Origin of the sequence: Brachybacterium muris, from assembly GCF_016907455.1 — a bacterium.
Classification (GTDB): domain Bacteria; phylum Actinomycetota; class Actinomycetes; order Actinomycetales; family Dermabacteraceae; genus Brachybacterium; species Brachybacterium muris.
This window is the reverse complement of the sequence record NZ_JAFBCB010000001.1, coordinates 2,681,518-2,703,104: the sequence shown is the minus strand read 5'-3', so window position 1 is coordinate 2,703,104 and position 21,587 is coordinate 2,681,518. Positions and strand designations below refer to the sequence as shown.

General features: G+C 71.3%; 19 protein-coding genes and 1 riboswitch. Of the genes, 9 read left to right on the top strand and 10 right to left on the bottom strand.

Translation table 11 applies throughout. The annotated features are described in order from the left end of the window. Nucleotides 1-214 precede the first annotated feature (214 nt). On the top strand, nucleotides 215-1,240 hold the full coding sequence (locus tag JOD52_RS12620) for a YkvI family membrane protein (RefSeq protein ID WP_204410327.1): 1,026 nt from the start codon (nucleotides 215-217) through the stop codon (nucleotides 1,238-1,240). 20 nt (nucleotides 1,241-1,260) lie between these two features. On the opposite strand, the gene JOD52_RS12615 is transcribed toward JOD52_RS12620, so the two are convergent. Then, the gene (locus tag JOD52_RS12615; protein ID WP_017824474.1) at nucleotides 1,261-1,683 is read right to left on the bottom strand and encodes a PLD nuclease N-terminal domain-containing protein; all 423 of its coding nucleotides are present in this window, start codon (nucleotides 1,681-1,683) and stop codon (nucleotides 1,261-1,263) included. Between the two features lie 119 nt (nucleotides 1,684-1,802). On the opposite strand from JOD52_RS12615, the gene JOD52_RS12610 reads away from it, so the two are divergent. Beyond that, entirely contained in the window at nucleotides 1,803-2,108 is a 306-nt protein-coding gene (locus JOD52_RS12610) for a DUF4229 domain-containing protein (RefSeq protein WP_204410326.1), read from the top strand. Here the strand turns inward: JOD52_RS12610 and JOD52_RS12605 are convergent. The 6 genes from JOD52_RS12605 to JOD52_RS12580 form a co-directional block, all read right to left on the bottom strand. After that, entirely contained in the window at nucleotides 2,085-2,990 is a 906-nt protein-coding gene (locus tag JOD52_RS12605; protein ID WP_204410324.1) for a 1,4-dihydroxy-2-naphthoate polyprenyltransferase, read from the bottom strand. The two genes, JOD52_RS12610 and JOD52_RS12605, sit on opposite strands and share 24 nt — an antisense overlap. A 64-nt stretch (nucleotides 2,991-3,054) precedes the next feature. Beyond that, nucleotides 3,055-4,290 carry an AMP-binding protein gene (locus JOD52_RS12600; protein ID WP_204410322.1) on the bottom strand — a complete coding sequence of 412 codons (1,236 nt, stop codon included), beginning with the start codon at nucleotides 4,288-4,290 and terminating at the stop codon, nucleotides 3,055-3,057. A gap of 7 nt (nucleotides 4,291-4,297) precedes the next feature. Continuing rightward, a complete protein-coding gene (locus JOD52_RS12595) occupies nucleotides 4,298-5,281 on the bottom strand; it encodes a 1,4-dihydroxy-2-naphthoyl-CoA synthase (protein WP_204410320.1) in 984 nt (327 codons plus the stop codon). Between the two features lie 34 nt (nucleotides 5,282-5,315). Beyond that, entirely contained in the window at nucleotides 5,316-6,170 is an 855-nt protein-coding gene (locus tag JOD52_RS12590; protein WP_204410318.1) for a PRD domain-containing protein, read from the bottom strand. 58 nt (nucleotides 6,171-6,228) lie between these two features. Next, nucleotides 6,229-8,334 carry a glucose PTS transporter subunit IIA gene (locus tag JOD52_RS12585; protein ID WP_204410316.1) on the bottom strand — a complete coding sequence of 702 codons (2,106 nt, stop codon included), beginning with the start codon at nucleotides 8,332-8,334 and terminating at the stop codon, nucleotides 6,229-6,231. A 177-nt stretch (nucleotides 8,335-8,511) separates the two neighbouring features. Next, nucleotides 8,512-9,024, bottom strand: a complete 513-nt coding sequence (locus JOD52_RS12580; RefSeq protein ID WP_259849103.1) for a GNAT family N-acetyltransferase — start codon at nucleotides 9,022-9,024, stop codon at nucleotides 8,512-8,514. Nucleotides 9,025-9,133: 109 nt separating this feature from the next. Here JOD52_RS12580 and JOD52_RS12575 point away from each other — a divergent pair, with 109 nt between their 5' ends. The 3 genes from JOD52_RS12575 to JOD52_RS12565 are packed head-to-tail and all read left to right on the top strand — an operon-like array spanning nucleotide 9,134 to nucleotide 13,128. Then, a complete protein-coding gene (locus JOD52_RS12575) occupies nucleotides 9,134-10,111 on the top strand; it encodes an o-succinylbenzoate synthase (RefSeq protein ID WP_204410311.1) in 978 nt (325 codons plus the stop codon). 18 nt (nucleotides 10,112-10,129) lie between these two features. Beyond that, entirely contained in the window at nucleotides 10,130-11,854 is a 1,725-nt protein-coding gene (gene menD / locus JOD52_RS12570; protein WP_239551893.1) for a 2-succinyl-5-enolpyruvyl-6-hydroxy-3-cyclohexene-1-carboxylic-acid synthase, read from the top strand. Beyond that, on the top strand, nucleotides 11,851-13,128 hold the full coding sequence (locus tag JOD52_RS12565) for a S1C family serine protease (protein WP_204410308.1): 1,278 nt from the start codon (nucleotides 11,851-11,853) through the stop codon (nucleotides 13,126-13,128). Before menD ends, JOD52_RS12565 begins: the two co-directional genes overlap by 4 nt. On the opposite strand, the gene JOD52_RS12560 is transcribed toward JOD52_RS12565, so the two are convergent. Beyond that, nucleotides 13,125-14,405: an isochorismate synthase gene (locus tag JOD52_RS12560; protein WP_204410307.1), complete on the bottom strand. Its 1,281-nt coding sequence runs from the start codon at nucleotides 14,403-14,405 to the stop codon at nucleotides 13,125-13,127. The genes JOD52_RS12565 and JOD52_RS12560 overlap by 4 nt on opposite strands. A gap of 133 nt (nucleotides 14,406-14,538) precedes the next feature. Here JOD52_RS12560 and JOD52_RS12555 point away from each other — a divergent pair, with 133 nt between their 5' ends. Beyond that, nucleotides 14,539-16,029 carry a cell division protein PerM gene (locus tag JOD52_RS12555; protein WP_031307388.1) on the top strand — a complete coding sequence of 497 codons (1,491 nt, stop codon included), beginning with the start codon at nucleotides 14,539-14,541 and terminating at the stop codon, nucleotides 16,027-16,029. Here JOD52_RS12555 and JOD52_RS12550 read toward each other — a convergent pair. Beyond that, a complete protein-coding gene (locus JOD52_RS12550) occupies nucleotides 16,007-16,435 on the bottom strand; it encodes a hypothetical protein (protein WP_017824487.1) in 429 nt (142 codons plus the stop codon). The genes JOD52_RS12555 and JOD52_RS12550 overlap by 23 nt on opposite strands. A 74-nt stretch (nucleotides 16,436-16,509) precedes the next feature. On the opposite strand from JOD52_RS12550, the gene purN reads away from it, so the two are divergent. The 3 genes from purN to ppk2 all read left to right on the top strand — a co-directional run bounded on the left by purN (nucleotide 16,510) and on the right by ppk2 (nucleotide 19,993). Next, a complete protein-coding gene (gene purN / locus JOD52_RS12545) occupies nucleotides 16,510-17,082 on the top strand; it encodes a phosphoribosylglycinamide formyltransferase (protein WP_204410305.1) in 573 nt (190 codons plus the stop codon). Nucleotides 17,083-17,137: 55 nt separating this feature from the next. Then, nucleotides 17,138-17,215: riboswitch (ZMP/ZTP riboswitch) on the top strand. A gap of 52 nt (nucleotides 17,216-17,267) precedes the next feature. Then, complete coding sequence (gene purH, locus JOD52_RS12540) at nucleotides 17,268-18,938, top strand: bifunctional phosphoribosylaminoimidazolecarboxamide formyltransferase/IMP cyclohydrolase (RefSeq protein ID WP_204410302.1); 1,671 nt, start codon at nucleotides 17,268-17,270, stop codon at nucleotides 18,936-18,938. A gap of 149 nt (nucleotides 18,939-19,087) precedes the next feature. Then, entirely contained in the window at nucleotides 19,088-19,993 is a 906-nt protein-coding gene (gene ppk2 / locus JOD52_RS12535) for a polyphosphate kinase 2 (RefSeq protein WP_017824490.1), read from the top strand. A gap of 4 nt (nucleotides 19,994-19,997) precedes the next feature. Here ppk2 and JOD52_RS12530 read toward each other — a convergent pair whose 3' ends face one another. After that, nucleotides 19,998-21,506: an aspartate ammonia-lyase gene (locus JOD52_RS12530; protein WP_204410300.1), complete on the bottom strand. Its 1,509-nt coding sequence runs from the start codon at nucleotides 21,504-21,506 to the stop codon at nucleotides 19,998-20,000. Nucleotides 21,507-21,587: the final 81 nt, after the last annotated feature.

The following is a 21,587-nucleotide window of genomic DNA, read 5'->3' as shown; positions in this document are numbered from 1 at the left end:
GTGCCCTATACACACGGCGGAAGGAGCGTAGACAGAGCGGCCCCAACGACACCACTGGTGGTCCCGAACGACGCCACCGCTACGGCAGCGACGTGGCACCCGAACCCTCGATCAGCGGACCCCAGCGAGGCGAATATTCAGCATCGGCGCCACCTTCATCGGCACCACCATCGGTGCCGGCTACGCCTCCGGCCAGGAGATCCTGCAGTACTTCGTGAGCTTCGGCCCCGTGAGGGGGCCCATCGCGCTCGCGATCGCCACCGTCCTGTTCTTCCTGCTGGGCTGGGCGGTGCTGTGGCTCGCCCACCGGCTGCGCACCGACGACATCCACGACCTGGTCAACCCCGTGGACAGCCGCTGGCCCACCCGCTTCGTGGACCTCTCCATCACCGTGTCCCTCTTCGGCACCCTGGTGATCATGCTGGCCGGCGCAGGTGCCGCCATCGAGCTGCAGACCGGCATCCCCGCCATCGTCGGCTCGGCGATCATGGCCGCGGTGTGCGTGGTGAGCATCCTCGCCGGCACTAGCGGACTGGTGATCGTCCAGAAGATCGTGGTGCCGCTGATCATCGTGGTGGCCGTGGGCGTGGCCGCCTGGGCCATCGTCAACGCCGGTCCCTCCACCGGGCAGGCGGCGGCCGACATGGTCAACTCCTCCCCGCTGATCAACAACTGGATGCTCTCCGGCGTGCTCTACGTCGCCTTCAACATCCAGCTCGTGTACGCGGTGTTCGCGCCCGTGGGCAAGGAGTCCAAGGGCGGTCTCACCCTGTTCTCCGGTGCGCTGCTGGGCGCGCTGGGCATCGGCGTGATGGCAGGTGCGATGGTGTGGGCGCTGTCGGCCAACGCCGCCGTGGTCGGCACCGCAGACCTGCCGATGGTCGAGCTCGCTGCCACCATCGCCCCCTGGGCCATGGTCGTGTACACCATCGTGCTGCTGCTGGCGCAGTTCACCACCGCCGTGTCCTGCCTGTTCGGCTCCGTGGAACGGTTCCGCAAGGCGGGCCCGATCACGAAGCTGCCCAACTGGTTGGTCGCCGTGCTCACCGGTGCACTGGCCGTGCTGCTGTCTGCCATCGGCTTCAGCTCGCTGATCGGCACCGTCTACCCGATCCTCGGGTACGCGGGCCTGGTGATCATCGTGCTGCTGGTCGCGACCTTCATCGTGCGTCACCGCCGCGGGGAGCTGAGCGGTCCCCATTCCGAGGACCGGGCAGTCCGGGCCTCGTCGGACGCCTGATCCACGCCCTCCCGACCGGGTCAGTGATGCTGGGGATCCTCGGGACCCTCGGTCTCGGGAGAAGGAGCGCTCGTGCCCGGCTGGTCGGGTGCGGTTCCACCTGCGGACTCCTGGGCCTCCCGCTCGCGCCGGAGGCGTTCCTTCTCGCGACGCTCCCGACGGATGTCCTCGTCGAGCTTGCGCAGGAACTCCGGGTCCTCGTCGGGAGCCAGCGGGCCACCCCGCTGCGGTGCACCACGTCCGGCCCGTCGGCCGGTGCCGCCGGTGCGGTCCTTGCCCACCAGCAGCCAGGTGATCGGCCCGATCCAGGGGATCAGCACGATCAGCACGATCCAGGCCCACTTCGGCAGCCCGCGCACCTTGTCGTCCTCCGTCTGGATGCAGTCCGCCAGCGCGAAGATCGCGATGGCGACGGAGAGGATGGCCGGAATAGCGCGCAACATGGGCGAAGTCTAGGCAACGAGTCTGATCGTCGGTCGGGACGGGCAACGCGGGCATGATCCGCATCGCGCTGTCCGTGCTCGCGTCGTGGCGGGTCGGAGCGGGGACCTACCCTGGAGGCATGCGAGAGATGGTCGTCTATGCCGTGCTCCGGCTCGCCCTGTTCGGTGTGATCTGGTGGCTGCTCACCCTGGCCGGGGTCGGGGTGATGCTGGCTGGCGTGCTGGCGGCCCTGATCTCGATGCTGCTGTCGATCCTGTTCCTGGACAAGGTGCGCGACCGCGCGGCCATGCGGTGGAAGGCGGCCGACGATCGCCGTCGCGAGCGCCGCGGCCCCGTGGTGGACGAGGACGCCCAGGAGGAGGACGCCCTGCTGGACGCTGAGCAGTCCACCGACCAGGGATCAGAGGACCAGGCCCGCCAGTAGCAGCAGCGAGAACAGCAGCTCGAGCTTCCCGGACGCCCCCAGCATCGGGATCAGGTCCCGGCCGGCGGCCCCGCGCAGCACGGTGCGCGCCGGGATGATCGCGAACGGCAGCGCCAGCAGCACCAGCGCCACCGGCCACTGCACCACCATCACCGGCACCATCAGCACGAACGGCAGCAGCATCGTGGCGGCGAACAGCAGCCGCGTGCCCCGATCGCCCAGCCGCACCGCGAGGGTGCGCTTGCCGGCCACGGTGTCGGTGGGGATGTCGCGCAGGTTGTTGGTGAGCATGATCGCCACCGCCAGCAGTCCGATCGCGATCGAGGCCAGCAGCGCCACCCACCCGAACCGCAGGGTGATCGCATAGGCGGTGCCGTTGACGGCCACCAGTCCGAAGAACACGAACACGAACAGCTCGCCGAGCCCCAGGTACCCGTAGGGCTTCTTCCCGCCGGTGTAGAACCAAGCGGCGGCCACCGCGGCCGCACCCACCACCAGCGCCCACCAGATGCCGGCCACGGCGATCAGCACCACCCCGAACACGGCCCCCGCAGCGAGCGAACCGATCGCGGCCCGCTTGACGGTGGCCGGTGCCGCCGCCCGGGAGCTGGTGAGCCGGAACGGGCCCACCCGGTCGTCGTCGGTGCCGCGGATGCCGTCGGAGTAGTCGTTGGCGTAGTTCACGCCGATCTGCAGGGCCAGCGCCACGGCGAGGGCCAGCAGGGCCCGGGGCAGCACGACCGTCGCCACGATCCCGGCGTCGAGCTCGCCGATGCTGCGCAGCTGCCAGATGGCTGCCCCGGTGCCGGCGGCCACGGGTGCCACGGCCGCCGGCCATGTGCGGGGGCGTGCCCCTTCGATCCACTGGGAGACGGTGGCCACGGCGGTCCTTCCGGGAAGTGCTGGGTCAGGCGCCCGTACCAGGCGCCGGGGGACGGTGAGCGGGTCAGATACCGGCGGCGATCCGCGCGGCGGCGGACCGATCGATCTTACCGATCCCCAGCAGGGGCAGCTCCTCCACCACGTGCACCCGCTTGGGGATCATGAACGAGGGCACCTCCGTGGTGCGCAGTGCCGAGCGCACCAGGGCCGGGACATCGGAGGCCTCGGCCACCGCTCCCGTCTCCATCGTCACCAGGGCCTCCACCCGGCTGCCCCACTCCGCATCCGGGACCCCGACCACCACCGCGGTGCGCACCAGGCCCCGCAGCATCAGCGAACGATCGATGGCCCGCTCCACGTCCTGCGGGAGCACCTTGCGGCCGCCGGTGATGATCACGTCGTCCGCACGGCCCAGCACCGTCAGGTCACCGTCCGGGCCGAGCGTGGCGAGGTCCGAGGTGGCGAACGCATCGCCGATCACCTGCCCCGTCCCGTCGGCGAACAGGTATCCCAGAGCCAGCGTGGGGGAGGAGATCACCAGGCGGCCGGCGCCCTCGGCATCGGGGGCATCGATTCGCAGGTGAACCCCGGGCAGGGGGGCGCTGTCGTACACGCAGCCACCCGCGGTCTCGGAGGAGCCGTAGGTGGTGCGCACCGCGATCCGCTGCCCCCGCGCGCGGGCCAGCACCTCCCGGGGCGTCGCCGCCCCTCCCACCAGCACCGCGGAGAAACCGCGCAGGACGGCGCGTGCTCTGGCGTCGGCCCCGGTGGCCCCGGTGACGATGCGGGTGAGCTGGGTGGGCACCAGGGAGGTAAGCGCCGGCAGTCCCGCCGCCCGGGCCTGGTCGAGTGCGGGTTCGGCGAGTGCCACGAAGGCCGCGGAGTCGAAGTGACCCCGCAGGTCCGGCAGCGGAATCGGCAGGGCAGGGGAATCGAGGTCCAGGACCTGAGCGGTGCGGTGGGCGCGGGCGAGCACCTGCACACCGGCGATGTGCGTAGGAGGCAGCAGCGGCAGCCAGAAGCCGTTGCCGATCAGCGAGGCGGTCGCGTCCTGCGAGGCCAGCAGGGCCTGCCGGGACAGGGCCACCGCCTTCGCCGCCCCCGTGGAGCCGGAGGTGGGCACCACCAGCGCCGTGTCCTCGAAGCCGGCGGGGAGAGCCGCGGGCGGGTCGAAGGGGCCCAGCCACAGCCGGGCCCTGCCCGCCATCACCGCCCCGATTGCCTCGGCGTGCTCGGCCAGCGATCCAGCGGAGGCGTCGTAGGGGGAGGGCCGCAGCCATGAGAGGTCGGTAGACGCCACGGCCCGGTCAGCCCTGGGGGTGGGGGAACCGGGACCAGTCCGGGTCGCGCTTCTCCAGGAAGCTGTCGCGCCCCTCCACAGCCTCATCGGTCATGTAGGCCAATCGGGTGGCCTCCCCGGCGAACACCTGCTGGCCCATCAGGCCGTCGTCGGTCAGGTTGAAGGCGAACTTCAGCATCCGGATCGCCTGCGGGGACTTGGTGGCGATGGTCGCGGCCATCCGCAGCGCCTCGTCCTCGAGATCGGCGTGGTCCACCACGCGGTTCACGGCGCCCCAGTCGTAGGCGTCCTGGGCGGAGTACTCCTCGGCCAGGAAGAAGATCTCCCGGGCCCGCTTCTGCCCCACCTGCTTGGCGAGGTACGCGGAGCCGTAGCCGCCGTCGAAGGAGCCCACGTTCGCGTCGGTCTGCTTGAACCGGGCGTGCTCCCGGGAGGCGATGGACATGTCGGCGACCACGTGCAGGGAGTGGCCGCCGCCTGCGGCCCAGCCGTTGACCACGGCGATCACCACCTTGCCCATGGTGCGGATCAGGCGCTGCACCTCCAGGATGTGCAGGCGACCGGAGGAGCCGGTGCGCACCTGGTCGGTCTCGCCCAGTTCCTCGGCGTCGGCGTACTCGTAGCCGGCGCGGCCGCGGATCCGCTGGTCGCCGCCGGAGCAGAACGAGCGACCGCCGTCCTTGGGGGAGGGGCCGTTGCCGGTCAGCAGCACCACACCCACCCCGGTGTCCAGGCGGGCATGGTCGATCGCCCGGTACAGCTCGTCCACCGTGTGGGGGCGGAAGGCGTTGCGCACCTCAGGACGGTCGAAGGCGATGCGCACCACCGGCAGGTCATGGCCGGTGGCGGCGTCGCTGCGCTGCACGCCCCGGTGGTAGGTGATGTCGGTGAAGGCGGGGCCACCGTGCTCGGCCGCCGTCACCTCCCGCCAGCGCGAGGGATCGAAGGTCTCGGAGACCTGGCGGGGCTCAGGGGCGGGGGTCGGCGTCATGGCTCCCAGGGTAGTGGGCCGAGTGCGCCCGGCATCAGCGGACTTCGTCGGTCTCGGCGTCCAAGGTCATGCGGGCCACGTGCAGGGCGAGGTAGGACACCTCGTCCTCGGTCAGGGCCGTCCCCAGGCGCACCTCCACGATGGTGGCGAGCTGGCGGGCGGTACGGGTCGCCTCCGGGTAGGCGGTGCGGATGCTCTCCCCGATCACCGAGTCCTGCCGGGTCAGCTGGCGGTGCTGATGGACCCGCACGAACAGGTAGCGCACATGGGTGATGAAACGGGCCCCGCTGATCGAGTCGCGCTCGGCGGGGATCCCGTACCGCTCGGAGATGACCGTCAGCATCTGCTGGATCACACCGGTCATCGTGTACGTGAACGAGAGGTCCCCGGAGCTGAACCCGGCGTTGACCAGGTGCAGGGCCAGTGCCGTGGCCTCGGTCGGCGGCAGGGGAGGGTCGATGTGGTGGTTGATCGCAGCCAGCAGGCGCGCCGCCTTGTCGTACTCCTCGCGGTAGAGGGTCTGCACCTCGGCCCGCAGCGGGTAGTCGATACGGGTCCCGTCTCGTTCCCTCTTCAGCGCCTGGGCCATGTGGTCGGCCACCGCGATGGCGAGGGTGGGCTGGGTGGACTCGGCAGGCTCCAGCTGGGTCTCGGAAATCGCCAGGACCACCGCGCGCACCACGTCCTGGTCGAGGGCGGCCAGGACGGTGGCGAGGTTGTCGGGGTCCCGGCCATCGGTGGGCACGAAGGTGCGAACCACCGCACGCGGGTCCACCTCCTGCCCGGGCTGCTTCTGGAAGCCGAGCCCCCGGCCGGTGAGGATGACCTCCCGGCCGGAGGCGTCGCGCGAGAGGACGACGTTGTTGTTCAGCACCCGAAGGATCTTCATCGGGGTGACCTCCGCGTCCTCTTGTGCTCGTGCGGTCCTTGCGCGATGGCGTGGCCGATCAGCGCTCGACGGTGACCACCGGGGTCCCGGCGGGCACCTCGTCCTCGGACAGCTGCGGCCTCACTGCGCCGAGGGACGCGGTGTTGGTGACGGTCATCAGCGTAATGGGCGAGAACCCGGCCTGCCGGACCGCGTCGAGATCCACCCGTGCCAGCAGCTGCCCGGCCTCGACCATCTGGCCGGCCTCGACCTCCACGGTGAACCCGGCCCCGTTCATCTTCACGGTGTCGATGCCCACGTGCACCAGCACCTCGATGCCGTCGGCGCTGCGGATGCCGAAGGCGTGCCCGGTGCCGGCCACCGTGATCAGCTCCCCGGCCACCGGTGCGATCACCCGGTCGTCCGTGGGGTCGATGCCCACGCCCTCGCCGAGGGCGCGGGAGGAGAACACCGGGTCCGGTACGTCGTCCAAGGACAGCACGCGCCCTGCGACGGGGGCACCGAGGGAGGTGGCCCCGGACGGCGGCAGAGACGCACCGGTCGCGGCCGCCTCAGTGCCGGTAGCAGGAGCAGTGCCCGTGCCCACTGCACCGACAGCGGCAGGGATCCGCTCCTCGGCGTGGGCCTCGGCGGGCTGCTCGGTCCCCACGGGAGCGGTGGCTGCGCGGTTGCCGGTCTCGATGGCGTCACGGGCGGCGTTGGCCTCGCGGCGCTGCTCGGGGGTTCGGTAGTCCGAGAGGTACACCAGGGTCATCGCGGTGAGGAACGCGGCGGTGATCGCGATGACGTAGGTGAGGATCGGGGAGAAGATCGGGATGGTCAGCACCGAGGTGAAGGCGAAGGCGTTCGCGTTGACCCCGCCCATCAGGCCGATGATCAGACCGCCCACGAGGCAGCCCACCAGCATCCGCGGGTAGATGCGACGGAACCGCAGGTGGATGCCGTACAGGGACGGCTCCGAGATGCCGCCGAACAGGCCCGCCGCCAGGGCGCCGGTGGCCGTCTGGCGCATGTCCCGCTCACGGTGACGGATCGACAGCAGCAGCACGCCGGCGGTCGCGCCGAAGCAGGCGAAGTTCCAGGCACCCATCGGGCCCTGGATGAAGTCGTAGCCCAGGGTCTGGATGTTCACCAGCATCAGGGCGTTCAGCGGCCAGTGCAGGCCCAGCGGCACCAGGAACGGGTACAGCAGCGGGATCAGGATCGCGAACACGATCGGGGCGTTGCCGTTCAGCCACGCCAGCCCCTCACCGAGCCCGTTGCCCAGCCACACGCCCAGGGGGCCGATCAGGAACGCGGTCACCGGGATCATGATCAGCATCGAGAAGAACGGCACGAACACCATATGCACGTTCTGCGGGAAGATTCGCTGCAGTGCCCGGTACAGCGGGGCCAGCAGCGCCACCATGATCAGCGGCACGAACACCTGGCCGCCGTAGTCGTTCAGCTGCATCGGCAGGCCGAACACCTCGGCCACGCACTGCTGGGTCTGCAGCGTCTCATTCAGGGTGCAGGTCACGCCCGGCACCTCGCCGTTGAGCAGGCCCGTGAAGTTCGGCGTCATCACCGCCGCCATCACGGTGGCCCCGAGCCACGGGTCGATGTTCAGCTTGAGGGCCGCGTTGTAGGCGACCATCAGCGGCAGGAAGTACAGCACCGAGCGCCACATGGCGTCGACGAACACCCAGCTGGAGGACTTGTCGGCCGCACGAAAGTCCACGTATCCCAGGGCGTCCAGCACCGCGGCGCCGGCGATGATCAGGGATGCCCCCAGCAGCACGCCCAGCAGGGGGCGGAAGCTGTCCGAGAGGTACTCGAAGAAGTTGTCCACGAAGGAGAACCGGCCACGGGACTTCGAGCGGATCTCGTCCTTCACCTGGGCGTCGGTCTTCGCCGTCTCCGCACCCATCGAGGGCAGGGCGAGGATGTCGTTGTACATGGAGGCGACGGCGCCCCCGATGACCACCTGGAAGCGGTCGCCGGTCTGGGGGACCGCCCCCATCACCTCGGGGACCGCCTCGATGCGCCCCTGGTCGACCTTGTCGCCGTCGTGGAGCTGGAAACGGAGGCGGGTCGCGCAGTGGGTGAGGCTCTCGATGTTGCCGGCGCCGCCCACCCCATCGACGATCTCCTGCGCGGCGGTGCGCGTCTGGTTCTGTGCCATGGATCCTGTCCTCGTGCTCGGCTCCCCGCATCCAGGCAACAAAAAAGACCCGAGACGCACCGGGGTGCATCTCAGGTCTTGCCTCCGAGGAGTAACAATCCTGCGAACTGTCGTTCAGGCAGGACAGTAGCACCTGGCCGGTGCTGCGCAACGGGACCGATGGCCCTGTGGCAGGCGTCACCCTCGCGGCAGGTGCGGCGTGGCAGGCGGCGGATCGGTGCGCAGGCGTCCGTAGGTGAGCACGTCGTGGCGCTCGCCGTCGATCAGGAACTTCTGGCGTTCGGTCCCCTCGTGCACGAACCCGGCGGCTCGGGCCACGGCACCGGAGGCCGGGTTGTTCGCCCGGTGGCCCAGCTCCAGGCGGTCCAGACCCCACCCGCCCTGATCGGAACGGCTGAGCGCGCGGTCGGCCACCGTCGCCGCCGCACGCGCCGCCAGGCCTCGCCCGCGGGCATCGGTGTGCATCCAGTAGAAGAACCAGCCGACCTTGTTGTCCTCCTCGATGCTGACCGCGACCAGGCCGATCATCGTGTCGTCGGGGCCCGCGACGGCGACGGCCCGGCGCTTCTCACCGAGCAGCCACTCCACATAGGTGCGGGCCTGGTCGAGGGTCCCCACCTCGCCCTGGCGCGCCATGTCGGGGTTCGCGGTGAACGCCGCGAGCACCGCCTCGGCATCAGCCGGGCGCACAGCGCGCAGGGTGCACGGGGGCGGGGACGGTGTACGAGGTTCCGGGGCCATCACTCCATTCTTCCTGATCAGTCCTACCCGATCCTCGCTGCCCGATACCCTCGACGCCATGCGCATCCCCACACCCCTTCGTGAGCGGGGCATCGACCGGGCCGTGGCCTGGTCGATCCCGATGACCACCCGATTCCGCGGTCTCACCGAACGTGACGGCATCCTGCTGCGCGGCCCCGAGGGATGGGCGGAGTTCTCCCCGTTCTGGGACTACGACCCGGTCGAGTCCGCTGCCTGGCTGCGCGCCGCGCTCGCCGATGCCACACAGCCGCGGCCGGCCGCGGTGCGCAGCGAGATCCCCGTCAACGTCACCGTGCCCGTGGTGGCGCCCGCCCTCGCCGCCCGCATCGCCCGGGTGGGCGGGGCGAGCACCGCGAAGGTCAAGGTGGCCGATCCCGGCTCCGACCTCGATCAGGACGCCGAGCGGCTCGCCGCCGTGCGCGAGGCCTTGGGGCCCGGCGCACGTATCCGCATCGACGCCAACGCCGCCTGGACCCTGGAGGAGGCGCTGGCCGCACTGCCGGTGCTGGAGCGCGCCGCCGGGGGCCTGGAGTACGCCGAACAGCCCTGTGCGAGCATCGAGGACCTCGCAGCCCTGCGCCGTGCCCTGGACGTGCCGATCGCGGCCGACGAATCGGTGCGCCGCGCCGAGGACCCCCTGCGGGTGGCCCGTGCAGAGGCTGCGGACGTGCTGGTGATGAAGGTGCAGCCCCTGGGCGGGGTGAGCCGCTGCCTGGAACTGGCCGATCAGGCCGGCCTGCCGGTGGTCGTCTCCTCCGCCCTGGAGAGCAGTGTGGGCCTCAGCGCCGGTCTGGCGCTGGCGGCCGCGCTGCCCGAGCTCCCGCACGCCTGCGGTCTGGCCACCGCCGCCCTGCTCACCGGCGACGTGGTGGACCGGCCCCTGCACGCCTCGGCAGGCATGATCGCCGCCCAGCGCCCGGTCCCCACCGAGGAGCTGCTGGAGCGCCACGCCGCCCCCGCGCAGCTCGCCGAGAGGTGGGAGATCCGCCTCCAGGAGTGCGCTGCCCAGCTGTGACCGGCCTACGCTTGCACCATGCGTGAGGCCGAGGACAGCACCGGGACCAGCCACGTCAGCCCGCCTGTGCCCACCGGCTCGGGAGCGGTGGACGAGGCAGTGGTGCTGTGGCGCGCCCTCGGGATGCTCGGGGTGCGCGAGGCGGTCATCGCCCCCGGCTCACGATCGGCGCCCCTGGTGTACGCCCTCGCCGACGAGCAGGTCCGCGGGCTGATCCGCCCCCACGTGCGGATCGACGAACGGGCCGCTGCCTTCACCGCGCTCGGGATCTCGCGCCACGACCCCGCCCACCCCGCGGCCGTGGCCACCACCTCCGGGACCGCCACCGCCCACCTGCTGGCGGCGGTGATGGAGGTCCACCACTCCCGGGTGCCGCTGATCGTGCTCACCGCCGACAGGCCCGCCGAACTGCGCGGCACCGGCGCCAACCAGACCACCCACCAGGTGGGCCTGTACCGCGAGTTCGTGCGCTTCGAGGCCGACCTGCCGGCACCGACCGCCGAGCAGGCGACCCCCGTCGAGCTGCGCACCGCTGTGACCACCATCGCCCGCGCGGTCGCCGCCGCCACCGGTGCCCATCCCGGGCCGGTGCACCTGAACCTCGGCTTCCGCGACCCACTGGTCCCGGCCCCCGATGAGGTGCAGGCCACCGCCGGGGACCTTGTCGCCGAGGCGCCCCCGATCATCCTGACCCGCCATCCCCGTCCCAGTTCACCCCGGCCGCACCCGGTCCCCGTCTCCGAGCGCACCGTGGTCGTGGCCGGGGACAGCGCCGGTCCGGCTGCTCGCAGCTTCGCCGAACGGCACCGGCTGCCCCTGCTGGCCGAGCCCAGCTCCGGCTGCCGCGACGGCGACATGCTGGTGCCTGGATACCCCGCCCTGCTGCGCACGGTCATGGCCGATCCCGAGCACCCGCTGCGCCCGGACCGGGCCGTCGTCTTCGGCCACCCCACGCTCTCCCGGCCCGTGCTCGGATCATTGCTGGGGGCCGAGGACGTGGAGGTGGTCGTGGTGGACCCCACCGCCGACTGGCCCGATGCCGCCGGCCGGGCCTCCCTGGTGGTCCCGGCCGCCGTCGGGGAGGACCCGGCCGGGAGCGAGGAGCTCGCCCAGCGCCGCACCAGGGTGCAGGCATGGCGCAGCGCCGCGCGGTCCGATGCCGCCCGCCCCCTGGACTGGCAGGTCGCAGCGGCCCTGGCCGTGTGGGACGCCACCGAGGAGGACGACGTCCTGGTCCTGGGTTCCTCCTCGCTGGTGAGGGACCTGGAGCAGTACGCGGGCGGGACCCGCGGACGCGTGATCGCCAACCGCGGCCTGGCCGGCATCGACGGCACCACCGCAGTGGCCACCGGGATCGCCCTGGCACGGAAGGACGCCCCGGGGCGGGTGCGCTTGCTGGTCGGTGACCTCACCGCCCTCCACGACCTCACTGGGCTGATCATCGGGCCGGAGGAGCCGCGGCCGGACCTCGACGTGGTGGTGGTCGACGACGGTGGCGGCCGCATCTTCGGCGGCCTCGAGCACGCCGCCGCCCCTGCCGCGCTGCTGCGCCGCTTCTTCACCACCCCCCACGGCGCGGACATCGCCGCTGCCGCCCGCGCCCTGGGCGCCGACGCCGCGGTGCTGGGCACCGATGACCTCGGCCCCGCGCTGCGCAGCGCCCCGGCAGGGATCCGGGTACTGGTCGTCCAGGAACTCCCCAGCGGACGGCCACCGATCCCGCCGACGGAGGTGATCGAATGATGCCCATGCAGGACCACCCGGAGCAGACCCCGCACCCGTGGGAGCCCTTCGGCTCCCCGACCGGTCCGAGCACGCCGCTGGCACCCGCTCAAGACACCGCGCAGTCGACCACGGCCCCGTCGGCACCACCGCGCCCGCCCTCGCAGCCCGCACGGCGAGGCCCCGGGTGGGGCGGTGTGAGCGGTCTGGTGCTGACCGGGATGCTGCTCTCCAGCGGCGCCACTCTGGGCGGTGTGATCGCCTATGACCAGATCATCGAGCCCCTCACTGCCGCCCCCACTCAGGAGGAGTCCCCCGAGCCGTCGACCGGTGGGACCGATGCCGAGCCCGCCTCCAGCACCACCCCTCTGGCGGACTGGAGCGAGGTCGCCGAGCAGGTGGCCCCCAGTGCCGTCGCCATCGGGGTGCGCACCTCGACCGGGACCAGCCAGGGGACCGGTGTGGTGCTCGCCGTCGACGGCTCGATCCTCACCAACAACCACGTGGTCGCCGGTGCCCAGCAGGTCAACGTCACCCTCGCGGACGGGCTCACCTACACCGCGGGCGTGGTGGGCGCCGACCCCAGCACCGACCTGGCGGTGATCCGGCTCGAGGCGCCGCCCTCGACCCTCCAGCCGGCCGCCTTCGGTGACTCGGAGCTGGTGGAGGTGGGGGACCCGGTGATGGCCGTGGGCACGCCACTGGGCCTGGAGAACACCGTCACCACCGGCATCGTCTCGGCTGTGGACCGACCGGTCACCACCGAGGGCGAGGAGGACGACGGCTCCGACGCCACCTACACCTCCGCCCTCCAGACCGACGCCGCCATCAACCCCGGCAACTCCGGCGGGCCCCTGGTCGACGCTCAGGGCCGGGTGGTGGGCATCAACACCGCGATCGCTGCGATCCCCGGCACGGACCGTTCCATCGGGAGCATCGGCCTGGGATTCGCGATCCCCTCCAACACCGCCCGCATGATCGCCGAGCAGCTCGGCGCCGACGGCACCGTCCGCCACGCCTTCGTGGGGGTGACCACGAGGGACGGCAGCCGCACCGTCGGCGATGTGACCCACCGCGGTGCCGAGGTGGTGGGGGTGGAATCGGACAGTCCCGCGTCCGCGGCCGGCATGCGGGAGGGTGATCTGGTCACTGCCTTCGACGATGTCACCATCGGTGGTGCCGCAGCGCTCACCGGCGTGGTGCGAGGTCAGGCCGTGGGCTCCGAGCACGAGCTCACCGTGGTGCGCTGCGACGAGGAGCGCACCATCACCATCACGTTGGGGGAGCGGCCCTAGCCGCGCAGGGCGCGCAGCATCGGTCGGTTCTTGGCGAGCACCTCGGCGTGCTCCGACACCGGATCGGAGGCCGCGACCAGACCACCCCCGGCCTGCAGGGTCACGGTGTGCTCGTCCACCAGGTGCGCCATGCGCAGGGCGATCGCCCACTGCCCGTCCCCGTTCGCGTCCATCCAGCCCACGGGGGAGGCGTAGCCGCCACGGTCGCGGGGCTCCAGGCGCGCGATGATCTCATCGGCCTCCTCACGAGGAGTGCCGGACACCGCCGCCGAGGGATGCAGCCGTGCCGCGACATCCAGGCTGGTCACCCCGCGCAGCAGGCTTGCGGAGACGTCGGAGGCCAGGTGCTCGAGCCCCGGCAGGCGCAGCACGAACGGCTCCGGTGACACCGACACGTCGAACGCCACGTCCACCAGGCGGTCCACCACGGAGTCCACCGCGAAGGCATGCTCGGAGCGCTCCTTGGCATCACCGCGGAAGCTGCGTCGGTCCTGCTCGGACAGCTCGCCGCCCTCGGCGACCGGCCGGGTGCCGGCCAGCACCCGGGAGAACACCCGGCCGTCCTCCGTCTGCGCGAGCATCTCCGGGCTCGCACCCACCACGTCCTCCAGGTGGTACACCCAGGTGCTCGGGTACTCGCGGGCCAGTCCCGCCACCAGTGGCGCGACATCGATCGGGGTGGTCGAGCGCACCGTGGTGAGCTCGGAGAGCACCACCTTCTGCGCCTGTCCGCCCTGGATCGCGGTGACTGCCTCGCGCACCAGCGCCCGGTACTGCTCGGGCGTGTGCTCGGGGTCCACGTCCAGGTCCGGCCGATCCGCCGCCCGGGGGGTCGAGGGGAACAGATCGCGCCAGGATGCGGGGACCTCCGGTTCCGTCCCGGAACCCACGACGGTCAGGAAGGCCTCGCCCTCCTCCACCCCCAGCACCGCTCGCGGCACCATCAGGGTGGAGGGCCGGGCGGATGCGTCGGCGTAGGAGAAGCTGCCCAGGGCGATCAGTCCGCTGGCCCGGGTGCGCACCTCGTCGTCGATACGGCTGCGTGCAGCCAGGTGCTGGAAGGCAGCGCTGGCGGCGGAGAAACGGTGCGGACCCGCCGTCCGCACCGACCACGCGGTACCCACGGCCACCAGACCCTGCCCGTGACGCAGCCAGGCACCGCTGAGGCCCGGCGGGATGTGCGCGAGGAGATCGACGGGCTCGTCGATCCGCAGGGTGCGCACCACCAGTTCCGACGGTTCGTCGAGGGGCGCGGGGGAGGAGGGGAGGGCAGGCATCGCGACTCATTATGCGTCACAGCCCGATTGCGCGGAGGGGGCGGCTTCAGGTGCGACGATGGACCGGGCGCCCCGTCGGGGTGCCTCTCGGCCCGCCCCGGGCCGGGTCCCGGACGTCCGGACGGAGCAGTGCGTGAACAGCAGTGGCCAGAGTATCGCCAGCCCTCTGGTGCGGGGAGTGCTCGCTGCCGTGATCACGCTGGGCACGGCGGTCGCGCTCACCGTGATCCCCGCTCTCGCAGCCCAGGTGGCAGGCACCCGTTCCTCCGCCACCGCCCTGGACGCCATCCTCATCGGCCTGAACGTGCTGGTGCTGGGGCACGGCGGGGGGATCACCCTGTCGACCGGCGTGATCGACGGCACCGTGACCCTCACCCCTCTGGGGCTGATGGCCCTGCTGATGCTGGTCTGCGCCATCGCCATGCGCCGGGTGGGGCACGTGCTGGAGCTGGTGGATGTCGAGACCGGACTGCGCCCCCGCGCCCTGGGGGACGCCGGCAGTGCGCTGGGGTCCTACACCGTCGTGTACGCGATCGGTGTCGGCGTGCTGGCCGCGCTGGGGCGCAGCGGTGATGCGAGCCCCATGATCGTGCCCGCGGTCATCTCCGGGGCCCTGGTCGCGCTGGTGGGCGGCCTCACCGGCGTGCTGTGGTCCCTGGCCCGCCGCCCCACGGCCACCCACCCCGGGGTGCGGGTGCTGGACCTGCTGCCGATGCCGTTCGATGCCGTGGCCCGCGCCGTACTGCTGGCGATGACGGGGCTGGTGGGCGTGGGTGCCCTCGCCGCCACGGGGCAGCTGCTGTTCGGCATCCGGTCGGCGGGCGCGCTGTTCGACGAGCTCGGTCCAGGCATCGTGGGCGGCATCGTCCTGGTCCTGCTGCAGCTGGCCCTGCTGCCGCTGCTGATGGTGTGGGCGCTGGTGATCCTGCTGGGCGGCACCGTCACCATGGGGACCGGCACCGCGTACTCCCTCGCGGGTGTGGAGAGCGGTGTGATGCCCGCTCTGCCGATGCTCGCCGCCCTGCCGCAGCCCGGCGAGGCACCGGGGTGGGCGGTCCTGCTGATGGCACTGCCGCTGATCCCGCTGGTGCTGGGGGCGGTGCGACTGGTGCGGGACACCCGGCACCTCCAACGCCGCGACCGGGTCATCGCCTGGGTGGCATACCCGCTGGTGACCACCGTTGCCGTCCTGCTGCTGGCGGGCCTGGCCACCGGCGGCATCGGAGACGGTCGACTGCTGCACCTCGGTCCCCGGATGGGGACCCTCCTGCTTCCCCTGCTGCTGCTCACCGTCGGCGCCACCGCCGCAGTGCTGGCGATCATGGCCACGCCCCTGATCCCGTGGGTGCGTGCCTCCGTGGCGTCCCTGCGTGAGCGGGTCGAGACCGCAGAGCAGAAGGAGCGGGCCGAGAAGGGCGCCACCGCCGAACAGGACTCCGTCCAGACACAGGGCGCCACCGCGGATGCGGAGACCGGGGAGGATGTGGAGACCGTAGGGGATACGGGGACTGTGGAGGCGGAGGAGACCGTGGAGGTGGCGGAGACCGGAGCGTCGACCGACGAGGCCCCCGAGCAGCCTGTCGAGATCCCCGAGGACGAGGTCAGCCGCCCAGCAGACCGGTGACCCAGTCGGTCATCGACTCCTGCGCGTCCTGCTTGCACTGCGACTGCGCACGTTCGGTGATCGCAGTGCGCACGCACTCCTCGCGCTCCGCGGTCGGGCCGTAGAACAGCAGCGAGGTGACGGTCCCCAGCACGATCAGCAGCGTCGCGGGGACCCCCACCACCGCCGAGAAGATCGCCATGCCGCGCCGGCCCTCGCGGAACGCCGTGATGATCAGCGGGACCAGCAGGACGAACGCCACCAGGCCCGCCACACCGCTCAGCAGCGAGTACGGCAGGGGAGCCGACATCAGCAGCCACGACGCCAGCAGGGCGATCGTGAGCGCACCCAGCAGTCGACGCTGCCGGGTGGTGGAGGTGGACTCGTCCCGTGCGCCGTCGTTCGGCTTCTTCTCTTCGCTGCTCATCAGGATCCATTGTGCCCTGCCCGGGCCGTGGGCCCGGTCATCGCGGCACGACGCAGCTGGACTACCCTGGCCAGGTGTCACGCACCCCTGTCGTCGTCCTCATCTCCGGCACCGGCTCCACCCTCGCAGCACTGCTGCAGGCGAGCCGCGACACCGACTGCCCCTACGAGGTGGTCGGCGTGATCGCCGACAAGGACGCCCCCGGTCTGGACCACGCCCGCCGGGCCGGGATCCCCACCACCGTGGTGCGCCTCGCCGACCACGTGGACCGCGCCGCCTGGGACCAGGCCCTGGCCGATGCCGTTGCCGAGCACCGACCGCAGCTGGTGGTGCTCGCCGGGTTCATGAAGCTGCTCGGGGCGCCGCTGCTGGAGGCGTACCCGGGTCGCATCATCAACACCCACCCGGCTCTGCTGCCGTCCTTCCCTGGCGCCCACGGGGTGCGGGACGCCCTCGCCCACGGGGTGAAGATCACCGGCGCCAGCGTGATCGAGGTCGATGCCGGCGTGGACACCGGCCGGATCCTCGCCCAGGTGCCCGTCGAGGTCCGCGACGACGACACCGAAGCCACCCTCCACGAGCGCATCAAGGCCGCCGAGCAGCCGCTGCTGGTGGACGTGGTGAAGCGCCTGAGCGCGCGCGGCTGAAGGCGAACGACCCGGGCTGCACCGCCCCAGCGCCGTCGCGGCCGCGCCCGATACAGTGAGACCACACGACTGGCGAAGGTGGGCGACCACCGGGGAGTGACGTTCGTGGGCATCGACCGCCTGGGTGCCCACCCGAGGAACTGGGTGCCCGCCCGAGGAACCGAACCGAACAGGAGCACGTCACCGTGACCACCACTGACCGCCGTCCCTTCCGCCGCGCCCTGCTCTCCGTCTACGACAAGACAGGCATCGTGGATCTCGCCCGTGCACTGGCCGAGAACGGCTGCGAGATCGTCTCCACTGGCTCTACCGCCGCCACCGTGCGCGAGGCAGGGATCCCCGTCACCGATGTCCAGCAGGTCACCGACTTCCCCGAGATGCTCGACGGCCGCGTGAAGACCCTCCACCCCCGCATCCACGGCGGAATCCTCGCCGACCAGCGGCTGAAGGACCATCTGGGGCAGCTGGACGCGCACGGCATCGAGCCCTTCGACCTGGTGGTCGTGAACCTCTACCCCTTCTCCGAGACCGTCGCCGCCGGCGGCAGCTTCCAGGAGATCATCGAGAAGATCGACGTGGGCGGTCCCACCATGGTGCGCGGCGCGGCCAAGAACTTCGCCTCGGTGGCTGTGGTGGTGGAGCCCGAGGACTACGCCGAGGCCGCCCGCGCTGCCGTGGCCGGTGGCTTCACCCTCGGGGAGCGGCAGGAGCTGGCCGCTGCCGCCTTCGAGATCACCGCCGGGTACGACGAGGCGATCGCTGCCTGGATGATGGGCGCGCTGGACTCCGACTGGCAGGGCGAGGACGCGCGGGGCGACGCCGGTGACGAGGCCGACGAGAGCGCCGCGGACACCTACCTGCTGGACATGAGCGACGAGGACGCCGCCACCATGGGCTTCGCCACCACCCTGCGCTACGGCGAGAACCCCCACCAGCGGGCCCGCCTTGCCGTGGTCGACGAGGAGGACCCGGGCCTGGCCGGCGCCGAGCAGCTCGGCGGCAAGGCCATGAGCTACAACAACTACGTCGACGCCGACGCCGCCCTGCGCGCCGCCTACGACCACGACCAGCCCTGCGTGGTGGTGATGAAGCACAACAACCCCTGTGGCATCGCCGTGGCCGCGGAGGGCGAGGACATCGCCCTGGCCCACCAGCGCGCCCACGGCACTGACCCCGTCTCCGCCTACGGCGGCGTGATCGCCGCCAACCGCCCCGTCACCCTCGCGATGGCCCAGCAGGTCAAGCCGGTGTTCACCGAGGTGATCCTGGCCCCCGCCTACGATCCCGAGGCGCTCGAGCTGCTGCGCAGCAAGAAGAACCTGCGGATCCTCCAGGTCGGCGACAGGCCACGCGGCGGTGTGGAGATCCGCACCATCTGGGGCGGCACCCTGGTGCAGGACGCCGACGCGATCGCTGCCGAGGGCGATGACCCCAGCAGCTGGACCCTCGCAGCCGGGGACGCGGCCGACGAGTCGACCCTCGCCGACCTCGCCTTCGCCTGGAGGGCCGTGCGCGCCCCGAAGTCCAACGCGATCCTGCTGGCCAAGGACGGTGCCGCGGTGGGCATCGGCATGGGCCAGGTGAACCGCCTGGACTCCTGCCGCCTGGCCGTGGCCCGAGCGAACACCCTCGGCGAGCACGCCGAGGGTGAGCAGGCCCCCGAGCGGGCCCGCGGTGCGGTCGCCGCCTCGGACGCGTTCTTCCCCTTCGCCGATGGCGCCCAGATCCTGATCGACGCCGGTGTGCGGGCGATCGTCCAGCCCGGCGGCTCCATCCGCGACGGCGAGGTCATCGAGGCCTGCCGCGCGGCCGGGGTGACGCTGTACCTCACCGGTACCCGCCACTTCGCGCACTGACCCCTCTTCAACGTGCCTCCGCCGGCCCGGTGCCGGACATTCCTGGTGCAGGACATTCCTGCCGCCGGGCCGCGGAAGTCACGGCCGACTGTCATCCCGGGGCAATAGAGTGAACCCGAAGCCCGGCGAGTGAACGAAGGAGTCCATCGGTGAAGATCCCCGACAACCAGAGCCTGCGCGAGTACATCGAGCACCTGAGGGACGAGGGCTACTCCGTCACCGACGGCCACACCCCGGACCCTGACCTCATCGACCCCCAGGGCAACCCGGTGTACACCTGGCAGGAGGGGTACCCGTACGAGACGCGCATGGACCGCGACGAGTACGAGCTGGAGAAGTACCGCCTGCAGGTGGAGCTGCTGAAGTACCAGTACTGGCTCGAGGACAACGATCAGAAGGCGATCATCATCTTCGAGGGGCGGGACGCGGCCGGCAAGGGCGGCACCATCAAGCGGTTCACCGAGCACCTGAACCCGCGCACGGCCCGCGTGGTGGCGCTGAACAAGCCCAGTGACCGCGAGCGCGGCCAGTGGTACTTCCAGCGGTATATCCAGCACCTGCCCACAGCCGGTGAGATGGTGCTGTTCGACCGCTCCTGGTACAACCGTGCCGGTGTGGAGCGGGTGATGGGCTTCGCCTCCCCGGAGCAGTACGAGACATTCATGAACCAGGTGCCGTACTTCGAGCGGATGCTGGTGGACTCCGGCATCCACGTCACCAAGTTCTGGTTCTCCGTGTCCCAGAAGGAGCAGCGCACCCGCTTCGCGATCCGTCAGCTGGACCCGGTGCGCCGCTGGAAGCTGTCCCCGATGGACCTGGAGTCCCTGGACCGCTGGGACGCGTACACCGAGGCCAAGCTGGAGATGTTCCGCCGCACGGACAAGAAGTACGCGCCGTGGACCATCATCCGCTCCAACGACAAGAAGCGCGCCCGGCTGAACGCCATGCGGTACTTCCTGTCCCAGTTCGAGTACGAGGGCAAGGACCACGACGTGGTGGGCGAGCCGGATCCGAAGCTCGTGATGCGCGGCAAGCAGGAAGAGGCCGACGAGTAGTCAGTCAGCTCTCGTGGGTCCGCTCCTCGTCCTCGGCGGTCCGCTCCTCGGCAGCCGGGGGCTCCTCCTCGACCGTGAGCGCCGGGATGGTGCCGGTGGCCGTGGGGCGCACCGGCCGGGTCATCGAGGCCGGGGACAGCAGCCCCGCCAGTCGCCGCTCGTCGAGCAGGCCCCTCTCCAGCACCAGGTCAGCCACCGGCCGCCCCGTGGACAGTGCCTCGCTGGCCACATCGGTCGCGGCGGCGTACCCGATCACCGGCACCAGCGCGGTGATCACACCGATGGAATGGCGCACGTACCCGTCCACCACCTCCCGGTTCACCTCGATGCCGGCGATGCAGCGCTCGGCGAGCGTGGTCATCGCCCGGGTCATGATGCGAGTGGACTCCAGGATGTTGAAGCAGATCACCGGCTCGAAGGGGTTCAGCTGCAGCTGTCCGCCCTCGGCCGCGAAGGTGACTGTCATGTCGTTGCCGATCACCTCGTACGCCACCTGGTTCACCACCTCCGGGATCACCGGGTTCACCTTGCCCGGCATGATCGAGCTGCCCGGCTGCACCGCCGGCAGACGCAGCTCCGCAAAGCCCGCCCGCGGTCCGGAGGACAGCAGACGCAGATCGTTGCAGATCTTCGAGATCTTCACGGCGATGCGCTTCAGCACCCCGGAGAAGGTCACGAACGCGCCGGTGTCGCTGGTGGCCTCCACCAGATCAGCGGAGACGGTGAAGGGGATCCCCGTCAGCTCGGACAGCTCGGCGGTCGCCAGCTGTGCGTAGCGGGGATCGGAGGTGATGCCGGTGCCGATCGCGGTGGCCCCCAGGTTGACCTCCCGGAACAGCCGGGCCGTGCGGGTCAGGCGCTCCACGTCCTCCGCGATGGTGGTGGCCCAGCCGTGGAACTCCTGGCCCACGGTCATCGGCACTGCGTCCTGCATCTGGGTGCGGCCCATCTTCAGGATCTCGGAGAACTCCTCGCCCTTGTCGCGCAGGGTCCCGATCAGCTGGTCCATCGCCTCGGCCAGGGCCGGGAAGCTCAGCAGCATCGCCAGACGCACCGCAGTGGGGTACACGTCGTTGGTGGACTGCCCCAGGTTCACATGGTTGTTGGGGTGCAGGTGCTCGTAGTCGCCCCGCTGGTGGCCCAGGAGCTCCAGGGCCCGGTTGGCGATCACCTCGTTGGCGTTCATGTTGGTGCTGGTGCCGGCGCCGCCCTGGATCATGTCCACTACGAAGTGCTCGTGCAGGTCGCCGTCCACGATCTCGGCGCAGGCCTGCTCGATCGCTTCCGCCCGGCGCTCGTCCAGTGCGTCCAGTCGCCGGTTCGCACGGGCCGCGGCCCGCTTCACCTGGGCCAGGGCCACGATCAGCTTGGGGAAGTGGCTCAGCGGCACCCCGGTGATGTGGAAGTTCTCCTGTGCGCGCAGGGTCTGGATGCCGTAGTAGGCCTCGGCCGGGACGTCGCGGTCGCCCAGCAGGTCGTGCTCGGGACGGGTGGCGGTGGGGGGAGTGGTCATCAGGGGGGATCCTCCGGGATGAGCGTTCCCGGTCGCTGCGGTGGGACCGGAGTGGGGAGACGGCCGACGGCGTTGCCGACC